Genomic DNA, 25,602 nt, shown 5'->3' with positions numbered 1-25,602 from the left:
GGAAACAGAACGAACCAAAACGAGCGAACGCGCGACCGAGCCGCCGCGGGACCGCCGTCGTCAGCGGCCGTCGCGGACGTACTTCGCGGCACCGACAACGCCGGTGAGGAGCGTCAGCGCAATCCACTTGCCGGCGTCGTCGCCGCGCTTCTTGGCGTCGAGACTGACCAGCCACGCGAGCGCGACGTGGGCGACCGCGGTGACGCCGAGGAGGGTCTTCAGGCGACCCATTATGCTTCGTTGCGCGCGCCCTTCGCGACGCGCTTGTCGAGGCCGGCCGCGCGGATGTCGTCGCCGTCGACCGACGAGCGGAGCGCGTCCATGCCGTCGAAGCGGTCGATGCCGAAGTTGTCCGCGTACAGTTCCTCGACGCGGGTCATCTCCTCGTCGGTGAGTTTCGGCACGTCGGAGGCCTTCGCCCACTCGTCGATGTCGGCTTTCGTGCGGAACGTCGGCGTGACGGCCGCGGTCTCGTCGTAGCCGAGGAGGTAGGCGATAGACGCCTGCGCCATCGTCCGTTCGCCGTCGCGTTCGAGGAAGCGGAGTTGTTCGAGTTTCTCCCAGCCCGTCTCGTACCACTCGTCGGGGCGGAAGCCGCGGTGGTCGCCGGAGCCGAGTTCGGTCTCGGGGCGGACCTGCTCGTTCAGGAGGCCCGAGGAGTGCGGCACGCGGGCGATGAGGCTCGTCGGGGAGCCGGTCTCGCGGATGGTGTCGAGGAAGTGGTTGCCCACGTCCTGCTCGAAGGCGTTCCAGACGATTTGGAGCGCGTCGAACTCCTCTTCGATGGCCATGTCGCCTTCGGCCAGCCAGCCGATGGAGGGGCCGAGCGCCCAGCCGGTGGCCTCGATGAGACCCTCCTCTTTCAGTTCGTCGAGGGCTTCGAGCACGTCGGGCGTGACCTCGTCGACGTTCGCGTTGTGGAGTTGCAGGAGGTCGACGTACTCCATGTCGAGGCGTTCGAGGCTCTTTTCGGTCGCCTCGCGGACCCACTCGCCGGTTATCTCCTTGGGGAGTTCGCCGTGGCCGGCCTGGGGGTTGTTGTAGAAGTCGTAGCCGATTTTGGTGGCGACGGTGACCTCGTCGCGGTAGTCGGCAAGCGCCTCGCCGACGACTTCCTCGGAGTGGCCGTGGCCGTAGACGTCGCCCGTGTCGAAGAAGTCGATGCCCTGCTCGATGGCGTGGTGGAGCATCTCGATGGAGTCTTCGTCCGAGCGGTCGCCCCACCAGTCGGTCCCGACGACCCACGCACCGAAGCCGACCTCGCTGACTTCGATTCCGGAGGTGCCGAGTTCGCGGTAGTGCATGGCCGGCCCTACGAATTGGGGCGACTTATTCCGTGTGTTTTGTTCCCGTACGCTGGGAATCTCCGGACCCGCGCGACGCTCGGTTTCACGCATCGCAAACGCCCGGAACCAGCCAGTATTGCCCGGAGGAGGCCTGACGCGGGGTTCGCACAACCGAATCCCTTTGAATCTCGACGGCTTACGACGGTGCAATGACGAAGGTCCACGTTTCGCTTCCGGAGGACGCCGAAGAAGGCTTACAGGCGTTTATCGACGAGGTTGACGGTCGGCTCGCCTCGGACGAAGACACCTGCACGGTCGTTCGGGACACCCTCATCGACCTGTTCGGCGACCGCGAGGCGTGGGAGCGCTGGCAGAACGGCAAGCCCGTCTCGCCCGCGACGCGGGTTCGGTTGCAGGGGTACGACCCGTGCAACGCGACGCTCGAAGCCGAGTACTACGCCGAGAAGGACGACGAGCGGTTCAAGCGCTCGAAGCATCTCCAGTGGCTCTGGCGGCAGTTCGACGCGACGCCGATGGCCGACAACGTCGCCTTCGCCCTCCGGTTCCGGCAGATGCTCGCCGACCACCTGTTCGCCGAGGCCGGCGACAACCTCCGCATCTTCAAGGGCGTCACCTTCTCCTACGGCCACAACATCTCCGTCGGCGACAACACCGTCATCCACGACGACGTCCACCTCGACGACCGCGGGAAGCTCACCATCGGCGACCGCGTCTCCATCTCCGACAGCGCCCACATCTACAGCCACTCCCACGACACCGTCGACCAGACCGAGGTCAGGAACTACCACACGACCATCGGCGACGACGCGCGCATCACCTACGACGCGATGGTCAACGCCGGCGTTTCGGTCGGCGAGAACGCCATCGTCGGCGCGCGGTCGGTCGTACAGGGCGACGTGCCCGCCCACCACATCGCGGTCGGCTCCCCCGCCAAGAGCGTGAAAGTAAAGCCCGGCTTCGAGGACGCGGCCGAACCGCTCGACGCCGGAGGCGAGCGCCGCGCCGACGAGCGCGAGATTCCCTACGAGCTCCCCGACGACATCGAGGCCTTCGACGAGTTCGACCGCGACCTCGACGGCCCGGTGGATTCCCACCGGCGCGAGTAGCCCTTTTCGACGCGAAGCCGCCCCGTCGGCATCGCCCGTGACCACCGCCGAGAGCCTCAACAGACCCGTTCGACCGAAGGACCGATATAGCATGCTAACGTAAGTCAATGTGTGATGGACGTCTGGGGTTGGATCGTCGTCTACGCCCTCGGGTTGACCCTGCTCCAGCTTCTGGTCTATCGGTACCTCGTCAACGGCGGTGAGCCGACGATGGGCGAGGGAACCGGACGAGACTCCGCCCGGACGGACCGCTACGTTCACCCCGAAATCGCGGCGTCGTTCGACGACGGCTCGCAGGCCGGCGTGCAGACGACGCCGACGGGCGAGCGCATCTGCCCGAACTGCGGGGCCGAAAACGAGGCCGACACCACGTTCGACCTCTGTTGGAACTGCACCCGACGGCTCCGGTGACGACCCGTAGCCGAGTCCGTTTTACCAGCCCTCGACTAACTACGCGTATCATGGCCGACGACGACGAACTCCACGGCGAAATCGACGCGCTCGCCCGCGACATCGAGCGGGCGATTCTCGAATTCGACTCGGCCCTCGAACGCCACGCGATGATTCGCCAGACCGCCCGCGAGCCGGTGTTCCGTTCGGAGTCTCCGCAGTTCGACGACGTGCAGAACCTGTTTTTCTGAGTCGGCGCGGCGGGCTATTCTTCGAAGAAGGTGAGAAACAACGCGATGGCGACGTAGACGCCCGCGCCCAGTAGCGCGAGCGGGACCGGCTGACCGGTCCAGCCGACTGCGTCGGTGTACATCTGAACCGTGAGTAACAGCGCGAGCGCCATCAGCCAGCGTCGAATCGACAGGAGGGCCGCTTCAGTTTCCATGTCGTCCCGTTCGGACAACTGTCAATAAAACCGGTTGTACGCCGACCGGGAGTGCCGCGAGTGAAACGAGCGGCACGTTGGCGAGATAGCATCTCGCCAGAACTGAGCAAACCGAAGGTTTGCGAAGGTCGGTCGGCAAACGACTGGAGGGAGTACCGTGAGTGAAGCGAACGGTACGTCGGTGAGACAGCGTCTCACCGGAAGTGCGCCGACCGGGAATTGTACCTCACTCGCAACGCTTCGCGTTGCTCGCTGATTCAATTCCCTCGGATCGCATCTCTTCACTCCATAGGACTCAGAGCCGTTCGGCTCCTCGTCTGATTCCGTTCAGAAGATGCGCCGACCGGGAATTGAACCCGGGCTCCGAGCTTGGGAAGCTCGTGTCCTACCACTGGACCATCGGCGCGCTACGCTTCGCTTGCGCCCCTGACTCGACCTCGCTCCGCTCGGTCGACCATCGGCGCTCACATTCGTTCGCCCCGTGGCTGACTTCACTTCGTTCAGTCACCCATCGGCGCTCACATTCGTTCGCCCCGCGCGTTGTCTCACGTCGTTCGACAACACATCGGCGCGCTCCGCTTCGAACCGCGTTCCGAAGCAAAAATTCGTAGACCGCGGGGGCACTTGAACGTAGCGCTTCACCCCATCGAACCCCCGCGAAAACTGGACGGCCGTCCATTGTTTTCGCGTGACACGTGCCTATTTGGCCCCCCAGACCCAACCGGGGGTCATGACATCCGTCGACGTTCTCTCGGAGGACGCTCCGTTCGACCTCCTGCTGTCCGACGAGGAACTCGAAGCGCACCGCGAGCACATCACGACCTTCATCGAAGACACCGTCGAGGCCGCCGGTGCCGATGGGGCCGTCATCGGGCTGTCCGGGGGTATCGACTCGACGCTCACCGCCTTCCTCGCCGTCGAGGCGCTCGGGAAGGAGAACCTCCACGGGCTCGTCATGCCGAGCGTGGCGAACGACGAGGACATGATGAGCGACGCCGAGGGAGTCGCCGAGATGCTGGAAATCGAGTACGACGTGGTCGAGATTCAGCCCATCGCGGAGACGTTCTTCGACACGTTCCCCGAGGCGGCCGACGACCGCATGGCCGCCGGAAACGTCTACGTCCGCACGCGGGCGGTGCTCAACTACTTCGTCGCCAACCACGAGAACCGCATCGTGCTCGGGACGGGCAACCGCGCCGAGGCGATGACCGGCTACTTCACGAAGTACGGCGACCAGGCGGTCGACTGCAACCCCATCGGGAACCTCTACAAACAGCAGGTCCGCCAGCTGGCCGCCCACGTCGGCGTGCCGGAAGACCTCGTGTTGCAGACCCCGTCGGCCGAGATGTGGTCCGGACAGACCGACGAGGGCGAACTCGGCCTCACCTACGACGCGCTCGACGCGATTCTCGCGCTCCACGTGGACGGCCCGCTCTCGAAGTCCGCGACGGTCCGTCACCTCGACGTGACCGAACAACAGGTCGACCGCGTGGTCGGCCTCGTCGAGGGGAGCGCCCACAAGCGGTCGATGCCGCCCGCGCCGTCGGCGCTCGACGTGTAGGTCGCCACGGACCCGCCACCCCGCCCGCTGAACTCACTTTTCGCGCGCCGCCGCGATGTCGTCGGCGTTCGCCCGATGCAACTCCGCGAAGTCGGCGGCTTCCCGGTCGAGTCGTTCTTCTCGGTCGCCGCGGTCGCGCAGTCGCTCCTTGACGATTCGGAGCGACCGGTGGTCGTTGTCGGCCATCGAGGCCGCGACCGCCCGCGGGTCGTCGACGATTCGGGAGACGAGCCCCATTCGGAGGGCTTCGTCGGCGTCGACGACGCGGCCCGAAAGCGAGAATTCGAGGGCGTGGCCCTCGCCGACGACGCGCGGGAGGCGAACGGTCCCACCCCACGCGCCGAACAGCCCGAGTCGGACGCCCGGCTCGCCGAGGGTCGCACGCGGGGTGGCCACCCGCACGTCGCAGGCGAGCGCGAGTTCGACGCCGCCGCCGCGGGCCGCGCCGTCGATGCCGGCGACGACGACTGATTCGGCCGATTCGATGGCGTCGGCGACGCGCTGGCCGTGTTGTGCGAATCCCTCGGGGTCGTCGAGGTCGGCGACGCTGTCGAGGTCCGCGCCGGCGCAGAACGCCGGGCCGCTCCCCCGGAGGAGGACGACCGGCGCATCGGTACCCGTGACCGCGGCTTCGAGTGCGTCGAGGTCGGTCGGTCTGAGGGCGTTCCGTCGCGCCGGGCGGTCGATGGTCACGACCCGGAGGTCGCCGTCGTCCGTCGTCCGTATCATACGCCCGTTGTGCCGTGGTTTTCCAAAGGTCTTTGCCCTCCCAACCGTAAGTATCGGCCGATGGACGACGCCGTGCGAGCCCGCGAGGCCGCGCGCGAGGCCCTCTCCGACATCGAGCCCGAGGCCCTCCGCGCGGCGCTGGACGAACGCCTCGACGCCGCCTCCTTGACGCCGGCAGTGCTCACGTTCGTGAGCGCGCGGGCCGTCGAACCGAAGGTCGACCTGAACGGGCTGGCCTCCCGCGCGGCCGGAGTGCAACTCATCTACGAGGGCCTCCGGCTCACCCGAGCGCTCGCCCACGACGAGCCGTGGTCGCACCTCGACTCCCCCGAGGCGGACACCGACGCCGACCTCGACATCCTCGCGGCGGACGTGCTCGTCTCGCGCGGCTTCTACCTCCTCGCCCGAACCGAGGCCGCCGACCACGCCGTCGAGACGGTCCGCGCCTTCGGCCGCGACCAGACCCGCCGCCGCTCGGCAGACGAGGCGGCGCGCCCGGACCTCGACGGCGAACTCGAAGTGAACATCTGCACGCTCGCCGTCGTCGCCGGCACCACGGCCGTCGGCTCGGCCCCGCCGACCGCCCTCGTGGAGTACGCCGCCGGGCTGGCCGACTCCCACGACGGCGACTTCCCCCCGGCCGACGAGACCGTCTCCGAGGGGACCGTAGAGCGAATCGCGGCGCTCTACCGAGGCGGTGGCGGCGACGACGCGGTCACCTCCGCCGCGGACCGCTAATCGACATACGCTACCACGGTTCCGGGGCGATTCGAATCGAAACCCCTAAAGAGGAACCCGGACAACCAAGGAATGCCTGCCTGGGTAGCTTAGCGGTAAAGCGCGTCCTTGGTAAGGACGAGACCCCGGGTTCAAATCCCGGCCTAGGCTTTCTGTGAGGAACAACGTGACGAGCAGAAGCTGTAGACGGATTTGAGCAGCGAGCACCTCTCCGATTTGCGAGTGAACTCTGCTTGGGCTTGCGCGTGCCGCACAAAGCGTCATTCGGACACCGCCTAGCTACCTACCAGCGTTTCTAGAAGCTCCCCGCCCGCATAACCGGGTCTTTGCCGCTATCGAGCGGCCGTTAGGGACACCCGTTGCGGTACCCTCTCTTTACAGTCTGTCGACCCCCAACTAATGACTCCTCACGCGGGGAGAACTGTAAAACAGATTGTTGCTCTCAGGCGACCCGAATCAGTTAGAAGTCCGTGGCGCTGGTCTGCTGCACGTCCACCTGTACGTCGTCAGGGAGCTCTCTCATATACGGCTCCATCAGTTGCGCTACAGATGCCGGAACCGCGTATTTGTTCTCTCGATTGACCAGAATCCCGCCATCTGTGTCCTTTGTCCCGTCAGTCATTGAGTTGAGAATCTTCGTCGGTGCCCGCATATCGAGCAAGTCTCCAATGTCAGAAGACGTCGGTGCTGAACCCCAGTTGACCTCGTCATCACCGCTTGCAGGTACGTTTTCACCGCTATCGGAGTACTCCGTCAGATTCCGGACGCACCTGTATATTCGTCGCTTCTTCTGTGTGTCCGACTCGATTTTGAAGAGGTATTTCTCGAACGTCTCCCGAACCCGCGCGAGCTCCTTTTGTCCTTCTCCCTCTGCCTCCTCGATACTCGGGAACCGACGCAGGAATATCGGTCGGGAAATTGCGTCGTACACCAAGACTTCGATGGCTACATCCTGTAGGTAATCGAGCGGGTCGCCCGCATAAACTCCTTCAACGTATCTGTTGTCTCGACTCTCGTCGTACCGCTCTGCGAGGTCGCGTGCAAAAGACAGCAACTCCTGATCCGCTTTTCCGCGCTCCCCTGACAATAACATCGAACGGAACTCGGCAAGCCGCGTAGTCGACGTGTCACTCTCAAGAATCATATCCGCTATCGCCATCGCGTTATTACGGCCCTCCTCGGACATCTCGAACACCTTGTTCTCGCGTTCTGCGATGGAGAAGCCCAGCCAAAGGTCGTCGGCCTCGTTGTCGCTGATTATATCTCGGAGCGAGCGTGGCGAGTCAAATGCGTCGAGTGAACCGTTTTGTCCCACACCGTCCAGCGAACCGCTGTAGATCGTGTTCAGATACACGTCTCCGTAGAGGAACGAGAGATGAAACGAAATCGACTCCTCGCTATCCGGTGAGACGGGAACTTCGAATTCTAATTTAAGATTGTCGGCGTCGAGGCTGATATCCCGTAGGTCTTTGGTAAGGTCTGTTGGAAGTTCTTCTTCAAACTGCTCTATCAGTCTGCGGCTCGTTCCTTGCTGTGGGTCTTCCTCCCATCGCGCCGGTGTTCGTTTCTCGTTGAAAAGGATACCAATGTGGAAGTGGATCTCACCAACGCCGACTTCGTTCAGTAGTTCGATGAGGGTATAAGAGCCCGCAGGGACACTGTACTCCCGTTCAAGTTCGTCGGACACCGTGGCAACCGTGTTTGATTTTGTCAGCTCGCGAACCAACGCCTTTGGTTTCCTCATCAGCGACGGTCTCGCGGTCGTCCCACCGCTGACTACGCTTGTCCGATGTTCCCCGAATACGAGTACGCCTTCGTCCTCAAAGAATAGCGTCGCGTCCGAGTTCGCCTGCTTGTTGTTCTTACCGAGGTTCAGCGTAACAGAGCCTAAATTAGACAACCTGTCTTCTTCGTCATCTGTGAGCGTTTCACGGGTGTAATCGAGCGATTTCCAACAGAGTTCCGGCTCAAGGAGATACTGGGTTAGGTTTCCGAGGTTTCGGTCGACGTCAAGGCGGTGAGAGTCTTCCTCGGCGGCAATCACCTTCTCGAAGAACTTCCCTTTGATCGCATCAAACGACCGGGTGAAATACTCTGCAACTGTGAACAGACCTCCATAGACGGCAGGAAGTGTGTCTCCGGGGTTGTCCTCTGCAAGTTGGCGTGCCCGTTGAACACCACCGACGCTCTGGTTCGTTAACTTATCTCCCCCATCTTCGTCGCCGTTGTCCGATTGTTTCTCGTGTTCTTGAAACGTAGCCAGCGGAAGTTTTCGGACAGTCGTGTTCACTGTCTGTTTGAGTATGACTTCCGCTTCATTCAACTCCTCGTTATCGTGGATAGATATGATTTTACGGTCAAAATGATTCATAACCCAGAACAACGACACAGACTGTATAAATGTGGTTGGCTCAATTACCGCCCCGCGCCTGTTTCAACCGAGAGATAAGTTCGTCTAAATCATCCTCCTCAATCTCTTTGGCGACCTCGGCCGTGTGAGGACTTTCAAGAAGCGTTGCAAAGGAAACCCTGGTCTTGTCTCTAATTCGTGCAACAGCGTTGTTAACCGTACCACGAGCCACTCCCCGTTCCTCGGCGATTTCCTTGTAGCTCATCTCCGGATGCTCGATTAAATACCGAATTACTTCGAGTTCTGCTTCGCTAAAAGACGGTTCTACATCCGCTTTCTTTGGCACAGATGAACGATAGTAGATAACTCCGATAATTATGTGTGTTGCATATATTGCAACACAACTAAATGGGTCTGGATAGTACGATTTACTGAGAGCCGAAAGATGACCGACGAAATCGAGTCCTACGGAGCGTTTCAGAGCGAACTCTCGGAGTTACTTCAGAGGGCAGAAAAGTCTGGGCTTGACAACGCCATGCTTGCCGGTATTCTCTTGGATTACCGTGACCATCTCAAAATGACGGGGGACACTCCCGAAGTTCCAGCAGGTATTAAACGATGACACAGAAAGGAGTCAGCAATGACTGAGGAGGCCCCCAGTAGGGGAATCGGCTCTCTGTACGCTCAATACGGGGGCGTTGAGATGAGAAAGGAGGGCAACCGAGTGTTCCCAGATTTCCGTTTCGAGGATAATCCGGGGATGAGCGAGTCGCCGGGTGAAATCGGATACCTTCTCGGAGACGTCCCCAAAGGCGAGGGTGTCGAGTACGCGTTCGAGGGTGAACCGGAAGAGTACCCTGAAATGGATTTCCGAGACCTCGCCAACGGTCTAGGCGACGGAAGAACCATCCCTAATACGACCTACCTCACGCACGCTATCCACAAGCACCCGGCCATCTTTATCCCACATATCCCGAGCTATATTATTCGACAGTTCACAACAGAAAAGAACGAAGATGGGGAACGGCCACTTGTCCTCGACCCGTTCTCTGGAAGTGGTACGACCGGACTCGAAGCGAAAATCAACGGAAGGGACTACGTAGGAATTGAAATTAATCCGCTATCCCGGTTGGTCTCCGAAGTTTCTACCTCACCCATTCCACCCAGTTGTTTGGAAGCCGCAGAAGAAGAGTACCTTCGACTTCTCGACCAGACCGAAGAACGGGTCTATGAGGAGTATGACGCAGAATTCCTTGACAGAACGAACAAGGAACACTGGTTCGAACCCGTCGCAATCCGCGATCTCTCCCGAATCAGGAAAGCCCTCGCCGACTTCATAGCGGGTGACTTCGAGCCACTCTCCAACGTTGGCGAGGGTGAACAGGCGGTAGTTGATGACCTTGGGATGGGCACTGACGAAGTCAAAACCCGCCTGGATCGCTGGCTGACGCTGATGATTGCGAATACGGTCTTCGAGGTCTCTAATGCTGATCCCGGTGTCTCCAAAGCGTATAAATCGAAGAAGATGCGGCGGAAGATTGAGGAAGGAGACCATCCACCGGACATTCTCGACACGCACGCACAACAACTGAAAGAGACACGGGGTAAACTCGTTGCGCTGTGGAACGACATATACGACACAAACTACAGCGACGGAACTATCCAGCAGACCATCCAAACGTTTGGGAACGAAGGGCAAACAGAGAACGTAGCGAACAATGCCGCTCACAAGGCCGACGTTGATATCAGGTTGGGTGACGCTCGAACCTTCGATATCCCTGAGCATCGGGAGGGTGTAGACCTCGCAGTCACATCGCCTCCGTACATCAACGCGATGAATTACTACAGGGGGTCGAAACTCCGTCTGTTCTGGATATATGACTTCCTCGAAGAAGACGAAAAATTCGACGCGAAAGAACTCCGTCAGTCCATCATCGGGACTAACTCTGTGTCGATGAGTAAGGTTGACAGAGAACTCCCCGCCGCGATTCGTGACATTTGGTGCGGAACAGACGAGGAATACGAACACACTCGATTGCCCCATCTGGACGCTGATATCGAGGCGATTCACCATCTTGACCACAACGAGGCCGAGCGCAAGGCGTATGTGACTTGGAAGTTCTTCGGTGACGGGATGCTCAAGAACTTGGCCCGTGTCTATGAACACCTGAAACCGGGTGGCTACTACTTCTTCGTCATCGGTGAGAACACGATTGGCGAACGACTCATTCACAGCCACAAGTACGTTGCCGACATCGCACAGAACCTCGGTAAGTTCGAGGGACACGGCGGAGACTTTGAAGCCGACGAGGGATTCCGACTAGTCGGGTCTGCGTGGGACAGGATCACCAATCGCGACCTGTTCAAAGGCAGAAAACATAACGGGGGCGTCATCGAGTGCGAGTGGGCCACGATCCTCCAAAAACCGAGAGAATAAAACACTGCACTGGGCTCTCGCTACTGATGTACTCGTAAGCGGCTTGGAACGGGCTTTTCATCATCCAGAACCGTCCAGTAGTCCTTGAGGGGTCTTGTGTGGCCTTCGGTTTCTCGTCGTTCAGAAACCGGTACATCGCTTCGTGTGGCGGCGTCGGCTTGTGTGTCGAGACTAAACCCTCCCTCCCGCACTCTCACACCTCCCAGTCCCACCACTCCCCATCACCCTCCGAACCCAACACGTTCGCCTTCGAATACCGCTCAGCCTCCACCTCAGTCAACGCCGCCGCCCACGGAGCTCGCTCGCCCTCCGAACCCGGTCCTCGGCTGTCGTACTCCGCGTATTCGACCGTCACCTCGGCCTCCGGGCGCGACCAGTTGTGCCAGCCGGCGGGGAGCACGTGCGAGCCCATCCGGGTGCGGAGAAACGCGGTTCGGGCGTGATTCCGCCACGGGCGGCCGAGATACACCTCGGACACGTCGGGGTCGGCGGTCAGTTCGCAGTCGAGAAAGACGAAGCCGAAGGGCTCGCTCTCGGGTGTGGAGGCCGCCGTCACGTACGAGTCGGCTTTCGAGTGGACGCGGCAGTTCTCGAAGACGGCGGTCGCGCCGCCGAAGACGAAGTCGGTCGTCCCCTCGACGTAGCACTCCGAGAAGTACTGGCGCGCGCCCTCGCCGGCGGCGTAGACGGTGTCTTGGTGGCCGAGGAAGCGGCAGTTCTCGAAGACGGCGCGGTCGGCGTCGACGTGGAGGGCGACGGCCTGTCCGACCGGGCCGGCGCTGTTCTCGACGGTCAGGTTTCGGGCGCGGAAGTCGTTGCCGCGGACCTTCAGCGTGTGGGTGAAGAAGGTGCTGTTGCGCCCGCGGTCGATTTTCTCGAAGTGGTCGTCGTGGGTGATGACCGTCTCCCCGGCGCGCTCGCCGACGAGGGTGACGTCGGGGTTCCACGCGTGGACCTCGACCTTCTCGTCGTACACGCCCGCGCGGACGAGGATGCGGATGCGGTCCGGCGGGAACGACTTCGCGCCGTCGATGGCGGCCTGAATCGTCTCGTAGTCGCCGGAGCCGTCCTTGGCGACGACGTAGTCGTACTCGTCGGAGTCGTCAGAATCGCCGGTGTCGTCGGTGTCGTTGGCGTCGTCGGAACCGCCGGTGTCGTCGTCGTCAGCGCCCCCGAGGGTTCCGGCCACTCCGGCGGCGACGGCGAGACAGCCGACCGCGACTGCGAGAGCCGTGAGTAATGCGATCATGGGTCGTACCACCCTCGCCGACGCTATACGCTTGGGGGATACCGGTGGAACTCACGGCGGCGCGGGGAGCGATTGCGCCACGGTAACTAGAACTCGCACCGACGTTCACGAACGTCCGCGACAGACATTTACACGCACGCGGTGTCGCCTGAGCTATGACACGGTTCTCAGTTCGGTCGGCGCCGACCCGGCTCCGGTGGGCGCTCTGGGCGCTCCTGACGACGGGCTTTCTCCTCGTCAGCTTCCATCGCGTGACCTCGGCGGTTCTCGCCGACGACCTCGCGCGGGCGTTCGACACGACCGGCGCGGAACTCGGCATGCTCCACGCGTCCTTTTTCTACATCTACGCCGGCCTGTAGTTACCGGCGGGCATCCTCGTGGACCGCGCGGGGTCGCGCCGGGTCGCCGCCGGCGGACTCGCCGTGATGGCGCTCGGCGTCTTCGGCTTCGCGCTCGCGCCGACCTACGAGGTGGCGTTCGCCTCGCGGGCGCTCCTCGGCCTCGGCGGGAGCGTCCTCTACACGGCGACGCTCCGGTTCCTCGCGAACTGGTACCGACCGGACGAGTTCGCCACGATGACCGGGTGGACCGTCGCCGCGGCGGGGATGGGCGGCGTGCTCGCGACGACGCCGCTCGCGGTCGCCATCGACGCGGTCGGCTGGCGCTCGGTCCTCCTCGGGGTCGGCGTCGGCGGCGTCGGTCTCGCCGTCGTGACGTACCTCGCGGTCCGCGACCGGCCGCGAGACGCCGGGTTCGACCCCCTCGACGGCGTCCGTCCGCCCGCGTCGTCGGTCGAACTCGGGGCGGTCGTCGAGAACACGAGGCGCGTCCTCCGCGAGGGCGAGACGTGGCTGATGGGGACGATGCTGTTTCTCGTCTTGGGCACCAACTTCACCGTCACCGGCCTGTGGGGCGTCCCCTACATCGCCGACCTCTACGACGTGTCGGTCCGGACGGCCTCGCTTTTCGTCTTCGTCGGTAACGTCGGCTTCCTCCTCGGGTCGCCCGTGCTCGGGACGCTCTCGGACCGCATCGGCTACCGAACCGAACTCATCGTCGCCTCCTGTGTCGTCTTCACCCTCTCCTATGGGCTCGTCTTCCTCCTCGTGACGCCGCCGCTCCTCGTGGTCGGCGTCCTGCTGTTCTCGGCGCTGTTCGTCATGGGCGGGGCCGTCATCGCCTTCACGGTCGCCAAGGAGCGCCACGACGCCACCGCGAGCGCGACCGTCACGGGCGCGATAAACAGCATGGGCTACTTCGGTGCGGCGCTGTTCCCGGCGGTGATGGGCCTCGCACTCGACGCCTACTGGACGGGCGAGACCGTCGCCGGGGCGCGGGTTTACACGGCGACCGGCTACCGCGTCGCGTTCGGCATCGCCACCGCCGCGGGGGTCGTGGCGGTGTGTTGTGCGTACCTGCTCCACCGGCGGGAGTCCCGGACCGACGCGGCTCTATCGGCGACCGCGGAGCCGACCGACTGAGGGACGTGTCCCTCCGCGCTAACAGCCGCCTCGGCCCTCGTACCGCGCCAGTACGAACGGGTACTGACTCCCCAGTTCGTCGTCCACGACGAACTCGGCTTCCACCGCGAACCCGGCCGCGTCGAGCGTCTCGTAGGTCTCCTCGATGTCGGGGAAGCTCCAGCGCATCTCGACGCCGCTGTCGAGCCAGTCGGGGTTCGCGCCGCTCCACGCCTCGCCGCCGACGGTCGAAAGCAGGGTGCCGCCGGGTCGGAGGACGCGGGCGAACTCCGCGAACACCCGCTCGTGTTCCGCGATTGGGACGTGGATGACGGAGTAGAAGGCGCAGACGGCGTCGAAGGAGTCCGACCGGACCGGAAGCGCGGTCATGTCGCCCTGTGCGAACCGCGCCGCCGGGACGTCTTGGCGGGCGAGGTGCAGTTGCTCGCGGGAGAAATCGACGCCCACCACGTCGAAGTCGGCGGCGAGGGCGTCCGTCACCGGCGTCCCCTGTCCGCACCCGGCGTCGAGGACCCGCGCGCCCGAGTCGAGGGCGTCGGCGAGTTCGTCGAGAACCGCGGGCGCGTCGTCGCTCCGCTGGTCGAGGTAGTCGTCGGCGAGGCTGTCGTACGCGTCTCTGACGGCGCGGCGCTGGTCTGTCATGCTGGACGTAATCAGGTTCCACCCCGCGGCCGCCGGGTAAGTGTCTTGTCCCGTGACAGACCCCACGCGGGCCGTCGGTTCGGGGTGACGGCGACGGTCGAAAAACGGAGTAACGAGGGTCGAAACGCGTTCGAAAATCGGGTGCGGCTCAGCGGAAGTCGCGGACGAACCGCTCGGGCATGTAGTCGACGACGTGGTCGGGCATCGCGTCGACGGCGGTCTCGGCGATAGCGACCATCGGCTTGCGGAGCAGGACGTAGACGCCGGAGACGGCGACCGCGGCGATGACGAGCGTCTCCGCGAGGCCGTCGAAGACGAGGACCGGCGGGACGGCAAAGGCGAGCGTCAGCGCGAGGTCCTCGGGCGCGCCGTCGTAGCGAATCAGCCGCTTCGGGGCGAGCCAGCGGCCGTTCCAGTGGTCGTAGACGGCGCGCTCGGAGGTGCCGAGCCACGGCTTGAGTTCGAGGCCGCCGCCGAGCACGTCGGACGCGGAGTGGAGCGCGGCCGCCGCGAGGAACAGCGCGACGGCGAGCGTCGTGGTGGTCGGGTTCAGCGCGGCGACCGCGACTGCGGGCGCGGCGAGCGCGCTGAAGTACACGGGGAAGTGGAGGGTCTTCCGGTGGCCCGCGTACAGGTCGAAGTCGGGGAACAGGCCGCCGAGTGCGGCCGCGAGCACCGGGAGCATCCCGGCCTCGGGGACCAGCGCCCACACGGCGGTGCCGAGAACGACACCCGCGAGGGCGTGAGTGGTGGCCATCATCGGTGGGTCGTATGCAATCTGGAGGAAAAACGGTGTCGGTGGTCGTGCTAGCCAGTCACACGGTCGAATTTAGGGTGCTCAGGCCGTAGTGCACCGTAATGGTCCCCCGTCGAATCGAGCGACTCGCGGGGCTGGCGATTCAGGTCGTTATCCTGTGTATCTTCCTCGTCGGCGTCTACACGCGGAACCCGAGCGTCGTCGTCAACGCGGTGCTCGCGCTGGGCGCGACGTTCCTCCCCGCGGTGCTCCGCCGCGACTGGCAGATTCGGCTCCACCCGCTTTTCGGCCTCTGGTTGACGCTGGCGGTGTTGCTCCACGCCGCCGGCATGCTCGGCCCGTACAACTACATCGACTGGTGGGACCACGTCACCCACACGCTCTCGGCGACCGTGGTCGCGGCCGTCGGTTACGTCACCGCGCGGGCCGTCGACGAGTACACCGAGGCCGTCTACCTCCCCGACCGTTTCATGTTCGTCTACATCCTGCTTTTCACGCTCGCGGCCGGCGTGTTCTGGGAGGTACTGGAGTTCGGCGCGCGCCTCGCCGCCGAGGCCATCGGCTCTGAGGCCGTCCTCGTCCAGTACGGACTCGCCGACACCATCGTCGACCTCGTCTTCGACACGGTCGGCGCGGTGCTCGTCGCCCTCTTCGGAGCGCCGCCGCTCGCCGACACCATCGATTCGATCAGGGAGCGACTCGAACGGACCGGCCCCTGACGGGGGACCATCTTTTAGCCACCTGATGTGTATACTACTACCATGAAACTCGTTATCGTTGGGTACGGGCGCGTGGGTTCGCGGACCGCTCGCGTGCTCCGCGAGGAGGGCCACGACGTGACGGTCGTCGACAACGACGAAAAGAAGGTCGACCGCGCCCGCGACGAGGGGTTCGAAGCCGTACTCGGCGACGGTGGGACCGAGAGCGTGCTGACGGAGGCGGGCGTCGAGGGCGCGGACGCCGTCGGCGGACTGACCGGCGACCCGAACGTCAACTTCGCGGCCTGCATGCTCGGCAAGGAGTACGACTGCCGGACGGTCATGCGCATCAGCGAGGACTACCGGCAGGAGATTTACGAGCGCTACGCCGACGACGTGGACGAGATTATCTACCCCGAACGCCTCGGCGCGGCCGGCGCGAAGACGGCGCTTCTCGGCGGCGACTTCAACGCCATCGGCGACCTGACCGACCAGCTTCGGCTGACGACGGTCAGCGTCCCCGACGGCGCGCCCGTCGTCGGCGAACACGTCGCCAACATCGACCTCGGTGCGGACGGCCGCGTCTACGCCCACGGCCGGGAGCGCGAGCCGATGACGATTCCGCTACCGGGAACCGTCGTCGAGCCCGGCGACCAGCTCGCGCTCCTCACGGAGCGAACCGCGCTGGAGCGAGTCCGGTCGAAACTGCTCGGCTGACCCTCCAGCCGACCGCCGCGGCCGAGACGTCACTGGACGAGTAGTCGGTCTCGGAAAACAGCGCCGTGGTGGCGGCGCCGAGTGTCGTACCGGGGGAACCAGAACGACGATGGTGGTGGTGGTTTTCGTGCCGGGCGCGTCGGTGGGAGGATGGGAACTGAGGCCGAATCCGCGCCCTATGCTCGGGTACGTACGGGGGACCTTAAATCTGCGTCAGACGGGAGTCACACGCCATCTACACGCAATATCTGCTGTTATACCGACGACGAGGTTGCCGCGGTCATCCGCGCTCAGTAGACGAGCTTCCCCTCGACGAACTGGCGGACCCGGCCGTCGTCCGGCGACTCGAACACCGCGTCGGTCGGTCCCGATTCGATGCACGTCCCGCCGAGGATGACGGCCGTCCGGTCCGACACCCGCCGGGCCTGTTGCATGTCGTGGGTGGCGAGCGCGACGGCGATGCCCCGGTCTCGGGCGGCCCGCATCGCCGACTCGATGGCGGCGGTGTTCCGCGGGTCGAGGTTCGAGGTCGGCTCGTCCAGCAGTAACACGTCGGGGTCGGGCGCGAGCGCGCGAGCGATGGCGACGCGCTGGGCCTCCCCGGCCGACAGCGAGCCGGCGTCGCGGTCGACCTTGTCGAACATGCCGACGGTCCGCAGGGCGTCGCTGACGGTGTCTGCGCGCTCGTCGCGGCCGAACAGCCCCGCCACCGCGTCGCGGACGCGAGCCGACCACGGCCGGCGGACGCGGAGCCCGTAGGAGACGTTCTCCTCGACCGTCGTCGAAAACAGACTCCGCGTCTGGAAGGCCATCCCGACCCTGCGTCTGACCGCCAGCCGACGGGCCTCGGGGAGGTCCCACACGTCGTCGCCGCCGACTTCGACCGACCCCTCGTCGGGGCGCTCGAACATCGCGAGCAGTCGAAACAGCGTCGTCTTCCCGGTTCCCGAGGGACCGACGACGGCGAGAATCTCGCCCGGTTCGACGGCGAGCGAGACGTCGTCCAGCACCGCGCCGTCGCCGAAGCCGTGGCCGAGGCCGCGCGCCGCGAGTCGGGTCCGACCGTGTCGCGCGTCGGTCGATGCGGAGTCGGACCCGTCGGACGCGCCGGACGCGCCGCCGCCGGGGACTCCGGCCGTCATCGTCCCCTCCCGTTCCGTCCGGGAGTCCGGTCGCGGAAGCGCGCGCCGAGGGCGTTCACGCCGAGGACGAGCGCGAGCAGGATGGCTCCGAGGGCGATGCCCGTCTCGATGTTCCCCTTCCGCGCCTCGACGGTGATGGCCGTCGTGAGCGTCCGCGTGAACGACGTGCTGTCCGAGAAGACGATGTTACCGCCGACGATGAGCACGGAGCCGACCTCGCTGATTGCGCGGCCGTAGGCGGCCAGAAGCGCCGTGACGATGCCGTAGCGCGCCTCGCGGACGACCAACAGGGCGACGTCGGTCGAGGTGCCGCCGGCGGCGAACGCGGCGTCTCTGAGGTCCTGTGGCACCGACTGGACCGCCGACAGCGAGACGCTCACGAGGACGGGGAGCGCGAGGATGGTCTGCGAGAGAATCATCGCCTCGGGCGTAAACAGCAGTTCGAACGCCCCGAGCGGCCCCGACCGGGAGAGTGCCAAGAGCACGACGAGGCCCACGACGACGCTCGGAAAGCCCATGCCGGTCGAGATGAGCGAGGTCACGGCGGACTTCCCGGTGAAGTCGCGAAAGCCGACCACGAGCGAGAGGGGCAGGCCGATTGCGGCGCTGAGCGCGACCGCCGCGGTGCTCACGTACAGCGAGACCGCCGTGATGCTGACGAGGTAAGTGAGGTTCAGGTCGCCGAGGCCGAACACGGTCGGTGGTGGGGTCCGGTCGGACTAAAAGTCCTCGGGGACGTGCTGTGCCACCCACGACTCGAACTGCGCGTCGGAGACCGACGCCGACGACTCGGAGGCGTTCTCCCCGCCGTCGTAGTCCTCGGGGACGTACTGGCCGAACTGCGGCTCCTCCGAGAGCGCGTTGGGGAAGAACAACTGCGACCCGTTAGCCGTGTAGTTGCTGATTATCTCCTGTCCCTCGGGGCCCGTGAGGAAGCCGGCGTACGCCATCGCCAGCGAGTAGTTCACGTCGGGGTACTTTGCGGGGTTCACCGGGATGACGCCGTAGGGGTTCTTCAGGATGGTCGGGCCGTCCTTGAGCGGGCCCTGAACCTGGATTTCGAGGTCGACGTTGTCCTGCGTCGCGAGGAACGTCCCGCGGTCGGAGAGCGTGTACGCGCCCGACTGGTCGGCCTGCACGAGCGTGTCGCCCATGCCCTGCCCGATTTCGCGGTACCACGACCCCGACGGCGAAACCCCGGCGGCCTCCCAGATGAGCAGTTCCTTCTTGTTCGTCCCCGAGTCGTCGCCGCGGGAGACGAACGTCGCTTCGGCCTCGGCGATGGTCGCGAAGGCGTCGGTCGCGCTCTCCATCCCCGAGATGCCCGCGGGGTCGTCGGCCGGCCCGACGATGACGAAGTCGTTGAACATCACGTCGCGGCGGTTGACGCCGTAGCCCTCTCGGAGGAACTCGTCTTCCGCGCCGCGGGCGTGGACGAGAATCACGTCGGCGTCGCCGTTTCGCGCCGTCTCGATTGCCGCGCCGGTCCCCTGCGAGATGGTCTTCACCCGGGCGTTGTACTGCTCTTCGAATACCGGGTTCAGGGCGTCCAGCAGTCCCGTGTCGTACGTGCTCGTCGTCGTCGCCAGCGTGAGTTCCCGGGCCGCGCCGCTCTCGCCTTCGCTTTGGCTTCCCCCGGACGCCTCCGAGGTTTCGTTGTTCGCCTCCGGGGGACTCGTGTTCCCCGTGCATCCGCTCAGTCCGAGAACCGCACCGACACCGGCCGCCTGTAAGAAGCGCCGTCGCTCTATCGCCATGCATTGTGGTTCGCCGAACGGGGAATAACTGTTTCCCATGTGATGTAACCACAAATAATTTCAATCTCGAGGATTCGAAACGACCCGCGCCTGAAACCGGTTGCGTCGGATTCTTTTCGACCCCCTCCGTGCTAGCGCCCATGAGCTGGGAATCGCTTTTCGCCCGCGCCGCCGCCTACGAGACGACCGAAGCCGACATCACCGAGGCGCTCCGCGCCCGCCGGGGCGACGATGCCTGAGACGGAGCCCTCGCCCGCGCGGGTCGTCGCCGACGCCGACGTGCTCGCGGCCGACCTCCTCGCCGACGGCCCCGCGAGAGCGGCGCTCGACCACCTCCGGCGGCACTCGTGGACGACGCTCGTCGCCAGCGACCCGCTTCTCGACGACGCCGAGGCGGTCGTCTCGTCGCTCGCGGACGCCGACCTCGCGGCCGACTGGCGCGAGAAAGTCGACTCGTGGGCCGAACTCGTCTCCCACCCCGACGGCGACAACCCCGCGCTGGCGTCGGCCTACCGCGGCGGCGCGATGCACCTCCTCACGTTCGACGACCGACTCAGCTCGGCGCGGGCGGGCGCGGCGCTCGGCGGCCGCTTCCCGGTCAGCATCCGCCATCCGAAGGCGTTCGCGTCGCTGTTCGCGCCGGAGAGCCTCTACGCCGAGGTCGAAGACGGGCCGTACCCCGGCCCGGACCGCGACCCGCGGGCGTAGCGAGACGGGTCGCGGCCGACCGGCTCAGTCGCCGAGGACGCGCGTCACCGCGAAGATGGCGAGGACGGTCACGAGACCGAAGCCGACGGCCACACCGAGGCCCCGCGAGGCGTCGCCGAAGAACACCGCGATGGCGGCGAAGACGGCGATGCCGTAGCCGCTGGCCGCGCCGGCGGCGACGACGTTCGCTCGGTTCATGCGTCTCCGTACGCGCCCGTCGTCCCTGAGTGCGGACCCTGTCGATTGCGGGGCGTGACGGGGCCGGCTGTCGTGGAGCGCGTGCAGTCGATACCGCTGGAGGGGTCGGTGACGAGCGGAGGGAGCTCGTCGCAGGCGGGGGACATCGTGGCTAATGTCTCACCGCCGACCGTATCAAGCTGTTCGACCGCGCGCCGGTTTCGGCGTCAGTTCCCGTCTCCGAATCCCTCGGCGCGCTCGACGGCACAGCCGAGCGATTCGAGCTTCGCCGCGGCCGCCGCCACGTCGCCCTCGCGGACGAGCACGTGGTCGGTCGAGTACGCCGACAGCGCGAACACCGAGATGTCCTCCTCGGCGAGCGCGCCCGCGACCCGCGCCAGAAAACCGACGAGTTCGAACGGCAGAACCATCTCGAAGGTGAGTCGCTTCCAACCCCACTCGACGTCGATGGCGGTCTGCTCGTCGACGCGCTCCTCCTCGACGACGACAGTCGTCTCCGCGTCGTCTCGAATCGTCGCGAAGGCGTTCGGGTCGCCCCGCTCGGCCTTGACGACCGCGTAGGTCGCCGCCGAGACGGTCACGGTCCCACCCTCGAAGAAGTCGCTCGGGTCCATGCGTCTCGGGGTCGCCCCGGCGGGGTAAGCGTAGTGGTCGCGGCGACTCCCGCTCAACGCACCGATACTACTCGAAGACTTTCAACGGACGCCTCACTAACGTTCGGCGTACTTCCGTCGGACGCTTCGCGCCCGACGACGTTTGCCTCGCTCACTCCGTTCGCTCAGCAAACCACGTCGCAAACTTCGCTAACGCCCGCCCGCGGTGGGAGATGCCGTTTTTCTCCTCGGCGCTCATCTCCGCGAACGTCGCGCCGTCGTGTTCGAAGATGGGGTCGTAACCGAAGCCGCCCTCGCCGCGCGGCGGGACGATGCGACCGTTGACGCTTCCGGTAAAGAGCTTCACCGGGAGCGCCTCCGTCTCCTCTGTGTCCTGTTCCGCGCCGCGGGCGGCCGCGACGGTCCGGTCGTCGCGGTCTATCGGGTCCGGACTCGCCTCGAACGGCTCGCCGTCGCAGTACGCGAGGACACACCGGAACGACGCCCGACGAGGCTCGTCGAGTTCGGCCGCGGCCAGCCGGCGGACCGCCTCGACGCCGAGGGTGTCTTCGACGTACGAGGAGTACGGGCCGGGAAAGCCCTCGAACCCGTCGATGAAGAGCCCGGCGTCGTCCACGAGCACCGGCTCGTCGGCGTAGCGGTACGCCTCGCGCGCGCCGTGGGCCGCGATGGGGCCGAGGTCGGACGCCTGCACCTCGGTGTAGTCGAAGTCGAGTTGGGTCACGTCGTCGTCGAGGTACGAAAGCGCCTCGCGGACCTTCCCCGCGTTCGTGGTGACGTATCGGAGCATGCCCGCCCCTCCGCGGGCGGACGTGGAAAAGTCGTCGGTGTCGGTCGCTTCGCCTCAGTCGACGATGACTTCGACGGGGCCGTCGTCGGCCTCGGCTTCCTCTTCTGTCTCCTCCGCCTTCTGGCGCTCGTTCCAGAGGAGGCCGCCGGCGACGAGGAGGACGACCCACGACCGCCAGCTCGCGAGGTTCAGCGTGTAGCCGATGCCGAACGGCTTTTCGACCAGCATTCCCTTGCCGGGTTGCCAGTACGACGAGAGCAGTCGGCCGGCGCTCGGTCGCTCGAAGTTGTACGGGATTCCGAAAAGCGTTCCGCGCTGCGGTTTGTCTGCCATGTGAGACGAATACGCCGGCTCGGGATAAATCGTTTTGGCCTTCCGACGAGTCCGGCCGCGGCGACCTACCGGTACCGACCGCGGGACTCGACCTCGCGCAACCGAGCGATGACTTCCTCGGAGCCGATGGTCTCGTAGCCCGCTTCGAGCGCGTCGATGAGGGGAGCGGCGTCGTCTGCGGTCCCCTCGACGCTCTGGGCGAACACGTGGAGGTCCATCGCGTGGTCCTCGACGTGGCCCGTGTGGAAGCCGAGGCCGAAGTCGATGAGGTACACGCGCGGGTCGCCGTCCGGCCCCGTTCCGACCCGGACGTTCCGCGTCGTCGGGTCGCCGTGGACGATGCCGGCCTCGTGCAGTCGCGCGAGAGACTCGCCGACGACGCGGACGGCCTCGGGGCCGAGGCGCTCTGCGAGGTCCGCGTCGCCGACCCGCTGGAACGCGATGACGCCGTCGACGGGGTCGACGTCGCGGACGACGGGCGTCCGAACGCCGGCGCGCCGGGCGTCGCTCGTCAGCCGCGCCTCGGCTTTGGTCCGCTCGCGGCGGATTCTCTCGTCCAGTTCCGGGTGGCGGTACGTCTTCGGGACGCGCCGCTTGACGACCTCCTCGGAGCCGATATCGACGGTCGCCTCGGCCCCGCGAATCGCGCCGTCGTCCGTGTGGGCGCGCGCGACCGACTCGTCCGCGCCGCGCCACGTCACGGCCACTTGGTCGGGTCGGAAGTTCGGGTCCACGGTGGATTCTTCGACCGCGAGCGTGTCGCCCGCGGCGAGCATCCGCGCGCCGAGGGCGGCTATCATGCCTGCGTTGTCGCGGAGGAACCGCGGGTCGGGCGCGTAGAACTCCGCCCCGCGCTGGTCGCACATCTCCGCGAGCATCTCGCGCAAGCGGGCGTTCTGGCCCACGCCGCCGCCGAGGACGAGTTCGTCCGTCCCCGTCAGCGACAGCGCGCGCTCGGCCACCTCGGCGAGCATGGCGAAGACCGTCTCCTGGAGGCCGGCGCAGATGTCGGGGACGGGCGTGCCCGCGTCCGCCTCGTCCTTCGCGGCGCTCATGATGCCGGAAAACGAGAAATCCATCCCCTTGACGACGTACGGCAGTTCGACGTAGTCGCCGTCTTCCGCGGCTTTCTCGACCTTCGGGCCGCCGGGGTGGGTCCAGCCGACGTGGCGGGTGAACTTGTCGAGGGCGTTGCCGACGCCGGTGTCCATCGTCTCGCCGAGGACGCGGTAGCGGCCGTTGTGGTAGCCCAAGAGGTGGGCGTTCGCGCCCGAGGCGTTCAGACAGACCGGCGAGTCGAAGCCCGATTGGTAGCGGCCGATTTCGAGGTGTGCGACCATGTGGTTGACGCCCAGCAACGGCACGTCGAGCGTCTGGGCGACCGAGCGGGCCGCGGTGCCGACGATGCGGAGACACGGCCCGAGACCGGGGCCGCGGGAGAAGGCGACGCCGTCGACGACGGGGCCGTCGCCGTCGTGTCGCGCCGCGGCGTGCGCGAGCGCGGTCTCGACGACCTCGGGGATGGCGTTGCCCATGTGTTCGGCCGACTCGCGCGGGTGGATGCCGCCGCTGTCGGGCTGGTAGGGGTCAGATTCGATGAAGACGTGGTCGGCCGCGGGGTCGGGCGCCCGCCCGGTCTCAGAGCGGAGCGCGTCGGGGTCGTCGGTCTCGAAAACCGCGGCGCTCGCGGCCCACGCTGTACCTTCGATTCCGAGAATGCGCATCGAGTGTGAAGAAACGACGAGTCGAAGCCGGGGTTACGCCTCTTCGGCTTCGACTTCGGCGTCGGCGTCGGTGATCTTGTTGCGTTCGAGCATGTGGTCCTGTTCGACGTCACGCGCGAACTCGGGGCTCTCGTAGACCTTCGCGTAGCCCGCGGTCTTGCGCATGCCGAACTTCGTGTCGAGTTCGTGGACGACGACCTCGTCGGAGTCCTTGTTCAGCTTGGCCGCGAGCGAGTCGCGGACCGACAGACGAGACGGCGTCGCTTCCTCGTGGACGATCTCGAATCGAACGTCCGTCCGGTGCAACATGGGGTTCTCCTCCTCGGAGATGATTTCGATATCCATGGTTCAGTTACCAGTAATTCCCCCCGAAGCAAGTAAAAGGATTTCGAAGGGACGAGCGCGCCCGCGTCTCAGGCGTCGATGGGCGCGACGACGGCGTCGAAGTCACCGTCGAACCGCGCGAGGAGGTCCCGCATCTCGGTCTTGGTCGCGTCGGTGACGGTCACGCGGACCATTCCCTCGTCGGGCTGGCCGTAGACGACGGTCGAGCCGACGGGCGCGGCGAGCACCGCCGGGAGCGTGGCGAGGTCCTCTTCGCCCGTGACGAGGAGCGTCGTCGGCTCGGGGTCGTCGAGCGCGGCCACGAGCGCCTCGACGAGGGCGACGGAGACGGTTCCCGGTTCGTTTTCGACCTCGACGAGGCGGCCGGTCTCGACCGCCCGGCGAATCTCCTCGCCGACGGCCTCGCGTTTCGTCTTGCCGTCGATGACTGCCACGTCCGGCGGGCGACCGGCGCGGCGGAGGTGGAAGGTGACGACGTCGCCGACGGCGACGAGCGGCGCGCCCGCGTCCTCGCTGGATGCGTCTGCGAGGAGGTCGTCGGCCTCGGTGTACACCGGGCCGAACGGCTCTTTGAACGCCGCCCGAAGCGCCGTCGGCAGGGTGAGCATCCTCAGCGGACCTTCAGCGCGTAGCCACCGGGCTCGGTGACGTTCATCTCGGTGGCGATTTCGCTGTCTTCGGGGTGGGTGATGACGACGTAACCCGCCCAGTCCTCGGTGAGACTGCTCGACCCGCAGTTCTCACACGTCTGTTTGTCCGGCTCGTTGACGAAGTGGCACTCGCGGCAGGCGAGACGGGGCTTCGCCATCAGTTACCCTCCGCCGAGGCCTCGCTCTGCTGGCGCTTCGATTCGAGCCAGCCGTGCTTGCCGAGCCCCGGCTGTTTGGCCGTGAGGCCGATCTTCGAGTCGCGCGGGTTGCGCTCGTCGATGCTCTTGGTGACGATGCGAGCGCGAACCTCGTCGTCGACGGCGAGCGTCTGGTTGGACTCGGTCGACGCGAGCTGTTGGTTCTCGCCGTCGTAGGCGAGGTATTCGTCGGATATCTGCGAGACGTGGAGCAGTCCGTCGACCGGGCCGATGCCGACGAAGGCACCGAACTCGACGACTTCGACCACGATGCCGTCGACGACCTCCTGCATGTCTGGGTCGTAGGTGATGGCGTCGAAGTCGGCCTCGTAGTAGACGCCGGGGCGGTTGGGCAGTACGGTGCCCTCGCCGATGTCGTTGACGTTCACGACGCTCACGACGCTCCCCACGTCCTCGTCCATCCGTCCTTCCAACTTGTCCTGCAACAGTCGCTTGACCCGCTCGGGCGTCACGTCGCCCAGGTGTCGGGGTGGGACTTCGACTGTATCTTTGAGTCGTACCCGTTTGTACATAGTT

Annotated in this window: 31 protein-coding genes, 2 tRNA genes and 1 pseudogene; 12 read left to right on the top strand and 22 right to left on the bottom strand. The window is 65.4% G+C overall.

From position 1 onward, the window contains the following. Window positions 1–60 precede the first annotated feature (60 nt). Together C441_RS20070 and C441_RS16855 are read right to left on the bottom strand one after the other, a co-directional pair. A complete protein-coding gene (locus tag C441_RS20070) occupies window positions 61–231 on the bottom strand; it encodes a hypothetical protein (RefSeq protein ID WP_004041755.1) in 171 nt (56 codons plus the stop codon). Continuing rightward, a complete protein-coding gene (locus C441_RS16855; RefSeq protein ID WP_007276171.1) occupies window positions 231–1,304 on the bottom strand; it encodes an aldo/keto reductase in 1,074 nt (357 codons plus the stop codon). Before C441_RS16855 ends, C441_RS20070 begins: the two co-directional genes overlap by 1 nt. Before the next feature lie 191 nt (window positions 1,305–1,495). Between C441_RS16855 and C441_RS16850 the strand changes: the two genes are divergently transcribed. From C441_RS16850 to C441_RS16840, 3 genes are all read left to right on the top strand, one after another. After that, window positions 1,496–2,413 (top strand): acyltransferase, encoded by a 918-nt coding sequence (locus tag C441_RS16850; protein ID WP_007276170.1) that lies wholly within the window; start codon window positions 1,496–1,498, stop codon window positions 2,411–2,413. Between the two features lie 114 nt (window positions 2,414–2,527). Continuing rightward, window positions 2,528–2,824, top strand: coding sequence for a DUF7577 domain-containing protein (locus tag C441_RS16845; RefSeq protein WP_004967472.1), 297 nt, complete (start codon window positions 2,528–2,530; stop codon window positions 2,822–2,824). 50 nt (window positions 2,825–2,874) lie between these two features. After that, window positions 2,875–3,054: a hypothetical protein gene (locus tag C441_RS16840; RefSeq protein ID WP_004967471.1), complete on the top strand. Its 180-nt coding sequence runs from the start codon at window positions 2,875–2,877 to the stop codon at window positions 3,052–3,054. A gap of 14 nt (window positions 3,055–3,068) precedes the next feature. On the opposite strand, the gene C441_RS16835 is transcribed toward C441_RS16840, so the two are convergent. Together C441_RS16835 and C441_RS16830 are read right to left on the bottom strand one after the other, a co-directional pair. After that, on the bottom strand, window positions 3,069–3,248 hold the full coding sequence (locus C441_RS16835; RefSeq protein ID WP_049920660.1) for a hypothetical protein: 180 nt from the start codon (window positions 3,246–3,248) through the stop codon (window positions 3,069–3,071). 335 nt (window positions 3,249–3,583) lie between these two features. After that, window positions 3,584–3,654: transfer RNA gene (locus tag C441_RS16830), tRNA-Gly, on the bottom strand. A 324-nt stretch (window positions 3,655–3,978) separates the two neighbouring features. Here C441_RS16830 and C441_RS16825 point away from each other — a divergent pair. Then, window positions 3,979–4,809 carry an NAD+ synthase gene (locus C441_RS16825; protein ID WP_007276169.1) on the top strand — a complete coding sequence of 277 codons (831 nt, stop codon included), beginning with the start codon at window positions 3,979–3,981 and terminating at the stop codon, window positions 4,807–4,809. Window positions 4,810–4,842: 33 nt separating this feature from the next. On the opposite strand, the gene C441_RS16820 is transcribed toward C441_RS16825, so the two are convergent. Then, complete coding sequence (locus C441_RS16820; protein ID WP_007276168.1) at window positions 4,843–5,538, bottom strand: enoyl-CoA hydratase/isomerase family protein; 696 nt, start codon at window positions 5,536–5,538, stop codon at window positions 4,843–4,845. A gap of 60 nt (window positions 5,539–5,598) precedes the next feature. On the opposite strand from C441_RS16820, the gene C441_RS16815 reads away from it, so the two are divergent. Together C441_RS16815 and C441_RS16810 are read left to right on the top strand one after the other, a co-directional pair. Further along, window positions 5,599–6,276 (top strand): DUF7114 family protein, encoded by a 678-nt coding sequence (locus tag C441_RS16815; protein WP_007276167.1) that lies wholly within the window; start codon window positions 5,599–5,601, stop codon window positions 6,274–6,276. A 78-nt stretch (window positions 6,277–6,354) separates the two neighbouring features. Continuing rightward, window positions 6,355–6,426, top strand: a tRNA-Thr gene (locus C441_RS16810). A gap of 310 nt (window positions 6,427–6,736) precedes the next feature. On the opposite strand, the gene C441_RS16805 is transcribed toward C441_RS16810, so the two are convergent. Beyond that, window positions 6,737–8,647 (bottom strand): hypothetical protein, encoded by a 1,911-nt coding sequence (locus C441_RS16805; RefSeq protein ID WP_007276166.1) that lies wholly within the window; start codon window positions 8,645–8,647, stop codon window positions 6,737–6,739. A gap of 40 nt (window positions 8,648–8,687) precedes the next feature. After that, a complete protein-coding gene (locus C441_RS19620) occupies window positions 8,688–8,972 on the bottom strand; it encodes a helix-turn-helix transcriptional regulator (RefSeq protein WP_161618826.1) in 285 nt (94 codons plus the stop codon). 99 nt (window positions 8,973–9,071) lie between these two features. Between C441_RS19620 and C441_RS19740 the strand changes: the two genes are divergently transcribed. Together C441_RS19740 and C441_RS16800 are read left to right on the top strand one after the other, a co-directional pair. After that, window positions 9,072–9,248 carry a hypothetical protein gene (locus C441_RS19740; RefSeq protein ID WP_161618825.1) on the top strand — a complete coding sequence of 59 codons (177 nt, stop codon included), beginning with the start codon at window positions 9,072–9,074 and terminating at the stop codon, window positions 9,246–9,248. An 18-nt stretch (window positions 9,249–9,266) separates the two neighbouring features. Next, window positions 9,267–11,063, top strand: a complete 1,797-nt coding sequence (locus C441_RS16800; protein ID WP_007276165.1) for a DNA methyltransferase — start codon at window positions 9,267–9,269, stop codon at window positions 11,061–11,063. A gap of 193 nt (window positions 11,064–11,256) precedes the next feature. Here the strand turns inward: C441_RS16800 and C441_RS16795 are convergent, their stop codons facing one another. Further along, the gene (locus tag C441_RS16795; protein ID WP_007276164.1) at window positions 11,257–12,312 is read right to left on the bottom strand and encodes a pectinesterase family protein; all 1,056 of its coding nucleotides are present in this window, start codon (window positions 12,310–12,312) and stop codon (window positions 11,257–11,259) included. A 155-nt stretch (window positions 12,313–12,467) separates the two neighbouring features. Here C441_RS16795 and C441_RS16790 point away from each other — a divergent pair. Continuing rightward, a pseudogene (locus tag C441_RS16790) lies at window positions 12,468–13,793 on the top strand (MFS transporter). Between the two features lie 18 nt (window positions 13,794–13,811). On the opposite strand, the gene C441_RS16785 reads toward C441_RS16790, so the two are convergent. Together C441_RS16785 and C441_RS16780 are read right to left on the bottom strand one after the other, a co-directional pair. Next, entirely contained in the window at window positions 13,812–14,435 is a 624-nt protein-coding gene (locus C441_RS16785; RefSeq protein WP_007276163.1) for a class I SAM-dependent methyltransferase, read from the bottom strand. 148 nt (window positions 14,436–14,583) lie between these two features. After that, complete coding sequence (locus C441_RS16780; RefSeq protein WP_007276162.1) at window positions 14,584–15,195, bottom strand: hypothetical protein; 612 nt, start codon at window positions 15,193–15,195, stop codon at window positions 14,584–14,586. Window positions 15,196–15,293: 98 nt separating this feature from the next. Between C441_RS16780 and C441_RS16775 the strand changes: the two genes are divergently transcribed. Both C441_RS16775 and C441_RS16770 read left to right on the top strand, forming a co-directional pair. Then, a complete protein-coding gene (locus C441_RS16775; protein WP_007276161.1) occupies window positions 15,294–15,911 on the top strand; it encodes a hypothetical protein in 618 nt (205 codons plus the stop codon). Window positions 15,912–15,953: 42 nt separating this feature from the next. Beyond that, window positions 15,954–16,607, top strand: coding sequence for a potassium channel family protein (locus tag C441_RS16770; protein ID WP_007276160.1), 654 nt, complete (start codon window positions 15,954–15,956; stop codon window positions 16,605–16,607). Between the two features lie 290 nt (window positions 16,608–16,897). Here C441_RS16770 and C441_RS16765 read toward each other — a convergent pair whose 3' ends face one another. From C441_RS16765 to C441_RS16755, 3 genes are read right to left on the bottom strand one after another with little or no spacing between them, the layout of a single operon-like run. Next, entirely contained in the window at window positions 16,898–17,749 is an 852-nt protein-coding gene (locus tag C441_RS16765) for an ABC transporter ATP-binding protein (protein WP_007276159.1), read from the bottom strand. Further along, on the bottom strand, window positions 17,746–18,444 hold the full coding sequence (locus tag C441_RS16760) for an ABC transporter permease (RefSeq protein ID WP_007276158.1): 699 nt from the start codon (window positions 18,442–18,444) through the stop codon (window positions 17,746–17,748). The genes C441_RS16765 and C441_RS16760 overlap by 4 nt, the downstream gene beginning before the upstream one ends. Window positions 18,445–18,468: 24 nt before the next feature. Beyond that, entirely contained in the window at window positions 18,469–19,506 is a 1,038-nt protein-coding gene (locus C441_RS16755) for a substrate-binding domain-containing protein (RefSeq protein WP_007276157.1), read from the bottom strand. A 231-nt stretch (window positions 19,507–19,737) separates the two neighbouring features. Here C441_RS16755 and C441_RS16750 point away from each other — a divergent pair, with 231 nt between their 5' ends. After that, window positions 19,738–20,214 (top strand): PIN domain-containing protein, encoded by a 477-nt coding sequence (locus C441_RS16750; protein WP_007276156.1) that lies wholly within the window; start codon window positions 19,738–19,740, stop codon window positions 20,212–20,214. Between the two features lie 24 nt (window positions 20,215–20,238). Here C441_RS16750 and C441_RS20065 read toward each other — a convergent pair whose 3' ends face one another. The 9 genes from C441_RS20065 to C441_RS16710 all read right to left on the bottom strand — a co-directional run bounded on the left by C441_RS20065 (window position 20,239) and on the right by C441_RS16710 (window position 25,598). Further along, complete coding sequence (locus C441_RS20065) at window positions 20,239–20,412, bottom strand: hypothetical protein (protein WP_004967457.1); 174 nt, start codon at window positions 20,410–20,412, stop codon at window positions 20,239–20,241. 206 nt (window positions 20,413–20,618) lie between these two features. Beyond that, window positions 20,619–21,026, bottom strand: coding sequence for an ACT domain-containing protein (locus C441_RS16745; RefSeq protein ID WP_007276155.1), 408 nt, complete (start codon window positions 21,024–21,026; stop codon window positions 20,619–20,621). A 151-nt stretch (window positions 21,027–21,177) separates the two neighbouring features. Beyond that, window positions 21,178–21,816, bottom strand: coding sequence for a non-canonical purine NTP pyrophosphatase (locus C441_RS16740; protein WP_007276154.1), 639 nt, complete (start codon window positions 21,814–21,816; stop codon window positions 21,178–21,180). Window positions 21,817–21,870: 54 nt separating this feature from the next. Beyond that, window positions 21,871–22,149 carry a DUF5808 domain-containing protein gene (locus tag C441_RS16735; protein ID WP_007276153.1) on the bottom strand — a complete coding sequence of 93 codons (279 nt, stop codon included), beginning with the start codon at window positions 22,147–22,149 and terminating at the stop codon, window positions 21,871–21,873. 65 nt (window positions 22,150–22,214) lie between these two features. Continuing rightward, the gene (locus C441_RS16730; protein WP_007276152.1) at window positions 22,215–23,873 is read right to left on the bottom strand and encodes a bifunctional N(6)-L-threonylcarbamoyladenine synthase/serine/threonine protein kinase; all 1,659 of its coding nucleotides are present in this window, start codon (window positions 23,871–23,873) and stop codon (window positions 22,215–22,217) included. Between the two features lie 33 nt (window positions 23,874–23,906). Further along, window positions 23,907–24,218 carry a 30S ribosomal protein S24e gene (locus tag C441_RS16725; RefSeq protein WP_004967452.1) on the bottom strand — a complete coding sequence of 104 codons (312 nt, stop codon included), beginning with the start codon at window positions 24,216–24,218 and terminating at the stop codon, window positions 23,907–23,909. A 68-nt stretch (window positions 24,219–24,286) separates the two neighbouring features. Continuing rightward, complete coding sequence (locus C441_RS16720) at window positions 24,287–24,826, bottom strand: GTP-dependent dephospho-CoA kinase family protein (RefSeq protein ID WP_007276151.1); 540 nt, start codon at window positions 24,824–24,826, stop codon at window positions 24,287–24,289. A 2-nt stretch (window positions 24,827–24,828) separates the two neighbouring features. Next, window positions 24,829–25,026 carry a transcription elongation factor subunit Spt4 gene (spt4, locus tag C441_RS16715; protein ID WP_004967450.1) on the bottom strand — a complete coding sequence of 66 codons (198 nt, stop codon included), beginning with the start codon at window positions 25,024–25,026 and terminating at the stop codon, window positions 24,829–24,831. Beyond that, complete coding sequence (locus C441_RS16710) at window positions 25,026–25,598, bottom strand: DNA-directed RNA polymerase (RefSeq protein ID WP_004041780.1); 573 nt, start codon at window positions 25,596–25,598, stop codon at window positions 25,026–25,028. The genes spt4 and C441_RS16710 overlap by 1 nt, the downstream gene beginning before the upstream one ends. Window positions 25,599–25,602 lie beyond the last annotated feature (4 nt).

The organism is Haloferax sulfurifontis ATCC BAA-897, from assembly GCF_000337835.1.
GTDB lineage: Archaea > Halobacteriota > Halobacteria > Halobacteriales > Haloferacaceae > Haloferax > Haloferax denitrificans.
The sequence above is the reverse complement of the archived record's forward strand: the minus strand, read 5'-3'. Positions and strand labels throughout refer to the sequence as shown.

Excerpts from the sequence above, each read along its gene's own strand:
- C441_RS20070 (WP_004041755.1), bottom strand. The coding sequence starts at position 231 with ATGGGTCGCCTGAAGACCCTCCTCGGCGTCACCGCGGTCGCCCACGTC.
- C441_RS16855 (WP_007276171.1), bottom strand. The coding sequence starts at position 1,304 with ATGCACTACCGCGAACTCGGCACCTCCGGAATCGAAGTCAGCGAGGTC.
- C441_RS16850 (WP_007276170.1), top strand. The coding sequence starts at position 1,496 with ATGACGAAGGTCCACGTTTCGCTTCCGGAGGACGCCGAAGAAGGCTTA.
- C441_RS16845 (WP_004967472.1), top strand. The coding sequence starts at position 2,528 with ATGGACGTCTGGGGTTGGATCGTCGTCTACGCCCTCGGGTTGACCCTG.
- C441_RS16840 (WP_004967471.1), top strand. The coding sequence starts at position 2,875 with ATGGCCGACGACGACGAACTCCACGGCGAAATCGACGCGCTCGCCCGC.
- C441_RS16835 (WP_049920660.1), bottom strand. The coding sequence starts at position 3,248 with ATGGAAACTGAAGCGGCCCTCCTGTCGATTCGACGCTGGCTGATGGCG.
- C441_RS16825 (WP_007276169.1), top strand. The coding sequence starts at position 3,979 with ATGACATCCGTCGACGTTCTCTCGGAGGACGCTCCGTTCGACCTCCTG.
- C441_RS16820 (WP_007276168.1), bottom strand. The coding sequence starts at position 5,538 with ATGATACGGACGACGGACGACGGCGACCTCCGGGTCGTGACCATCGAC.
- C441_RS16815 (WP_007276167.1), top strand. The coding sequence starts at position 5,599 with ATGGACGACGCCGTGCGAGCCCGCGAGGCCGCGCGCGAGGCCCTCTCC.
- C441_RS16805 (WP_007276166.1), bottom strand. The coding sequence starts at position 8,647 with ATGAATCATTTTGACCGTAAAATCATATCTATCCACGATAACGAGGAG.
- C441_RS19740 (WP_161618825.1), top strand. The coding sequence starts at position 9,072 with ATGACCGACGAAATCGAGTCCTACGGAGCGTTTCAGAGCGAACTCTCG.
- C441_RS16800 (WP_007276165.1), top strand. The coding sequence starts at position 9,267 with ATGACTGAGGAGGCCCCCAGTAGGGGAATCGGCTCTCTGTACGCTCAA.
- C441_RS16795 (WP_007276164.1), bottom strand. The coding sequence starts at position 12,312 with ATGATCGCATTACTCACGGCTCTCGCAGTCGCGGTCGGCTGTCTCGCC.
- C441_RS16785 (WP_007276163.1), bottom strand. The coding sequence starts at position 14,435 with ATGACAGACCAGCGCCGCGCCGTCAGAGACGCGTACGACAGCCTCGCC.
- C441_RS16780 (WP_007276162.1), bottom strand. The coding sequence starts at position 15,195 with ATGATGGCCACCACTCACGCCCTCGCGGGTGTCGTTCTCGGCACCGCC.
- C441_RS16775 (WP_007276161.1), top strand. The coding sequence starts at position 15,294 with ATGGTCCCCCGTCGAATCGAGCGACTCGCGGGGCTGGCGATTCAGGTC.
- C441_RS16770 (WP_007276160.1), top strand. The coding sequence starts at position 15,954 with ATGAAACTCGTTATCGTTGGGTACGGGCGCGTGGGTTCGCGGACCGCT.
- C441_RS16765 (WP_007276159.1), bottom strand. The coding sequence starts at position 17,749 with ATGACGGCCGGAGTCCCCGGCGGCGGCGCGTCCGGCGCGTCCGACGGG.
- C441_RS16755 (WP_007276157.1), bottom strand. The coding sequence starts at position 19,506 with ATGGCGATAGAGCGACGGCGCTTCTTACAGGCGGCCGGTGTCGGTGCG.
- C441_RS16750 (WP_007276156.1), top strand. The coding sequence starts at position 19,738 with ATGCCTGAGACGGAGCCCTCGCCCGCGCGGGTCGTCGCCGACGCCGAC.
- C441_RS20065 (WP_004967457.1), bottom strand. The coding sequence starts at position 20,412 with ATGAACCGAGCGAACGTCGTCGCCGCCGGCGCGGCCAGCGGCTACGGC.
- C441_RS16745 (WP_007276155.1), bottom strand. The coding sequence starts at position 21,026 with ATGGACCCGAGCGACTTCTTCGAGGGTGGGACCGTGACCGTCTCGGCG.
- C441_RS16740 (WP_007276154.1), bottom strand. The coding sequence starts at position 21,816 with ATGCTCCGATACGTCACCACGAACGCGGGGAAGGTCCGCGAGGCGCTT.
- C441_RS16735 (WP_007276153.1), bottom strand. The coding sequence starts at position 22,149 with ATGGCAGACAAACCGCAGCGCGGAACGCTTTTCGGAATCCCGTACAAC.
- C441_RS16730 (WP_007276152.1), bottom strand. The coding sequence starts at position 23,873 with ATGCGCATTCTCGGAATCGAAGGTACAGCGTGGGCCGCGAGCGCCGCG.
- C441_RS16725 (WP_004967452.1), bottom strand. The coding sequence starts at position 24,218 with ATGGATATCGAAATCATCTCCGAGGAGGAGAACCCCATGTTGCACCGG.
- C441_RS16720 (WP_007276151.1), bottom strand. The coding sequence starts at position 24,826 with ATGCTCACCCTGCCGACGGCGCTTCGGGCGGCGTTCAAAGAGCCGTTC.
- spt4 (WP_004967450.1), bottom strand. The coding sequence starts at position 25,026 with ATGGCGAAGCCCCGTCTCGCCTGCCGCGAGTGCCACTTCGTCAACGAG.
- C441_RS16710 (WP_004041780.1), bottom strand. The coding sequence starts at position 25,598 with ATGTACAAACGGGTACGACTCAAAGATACAGTCGAAGTCCCACCCCGA.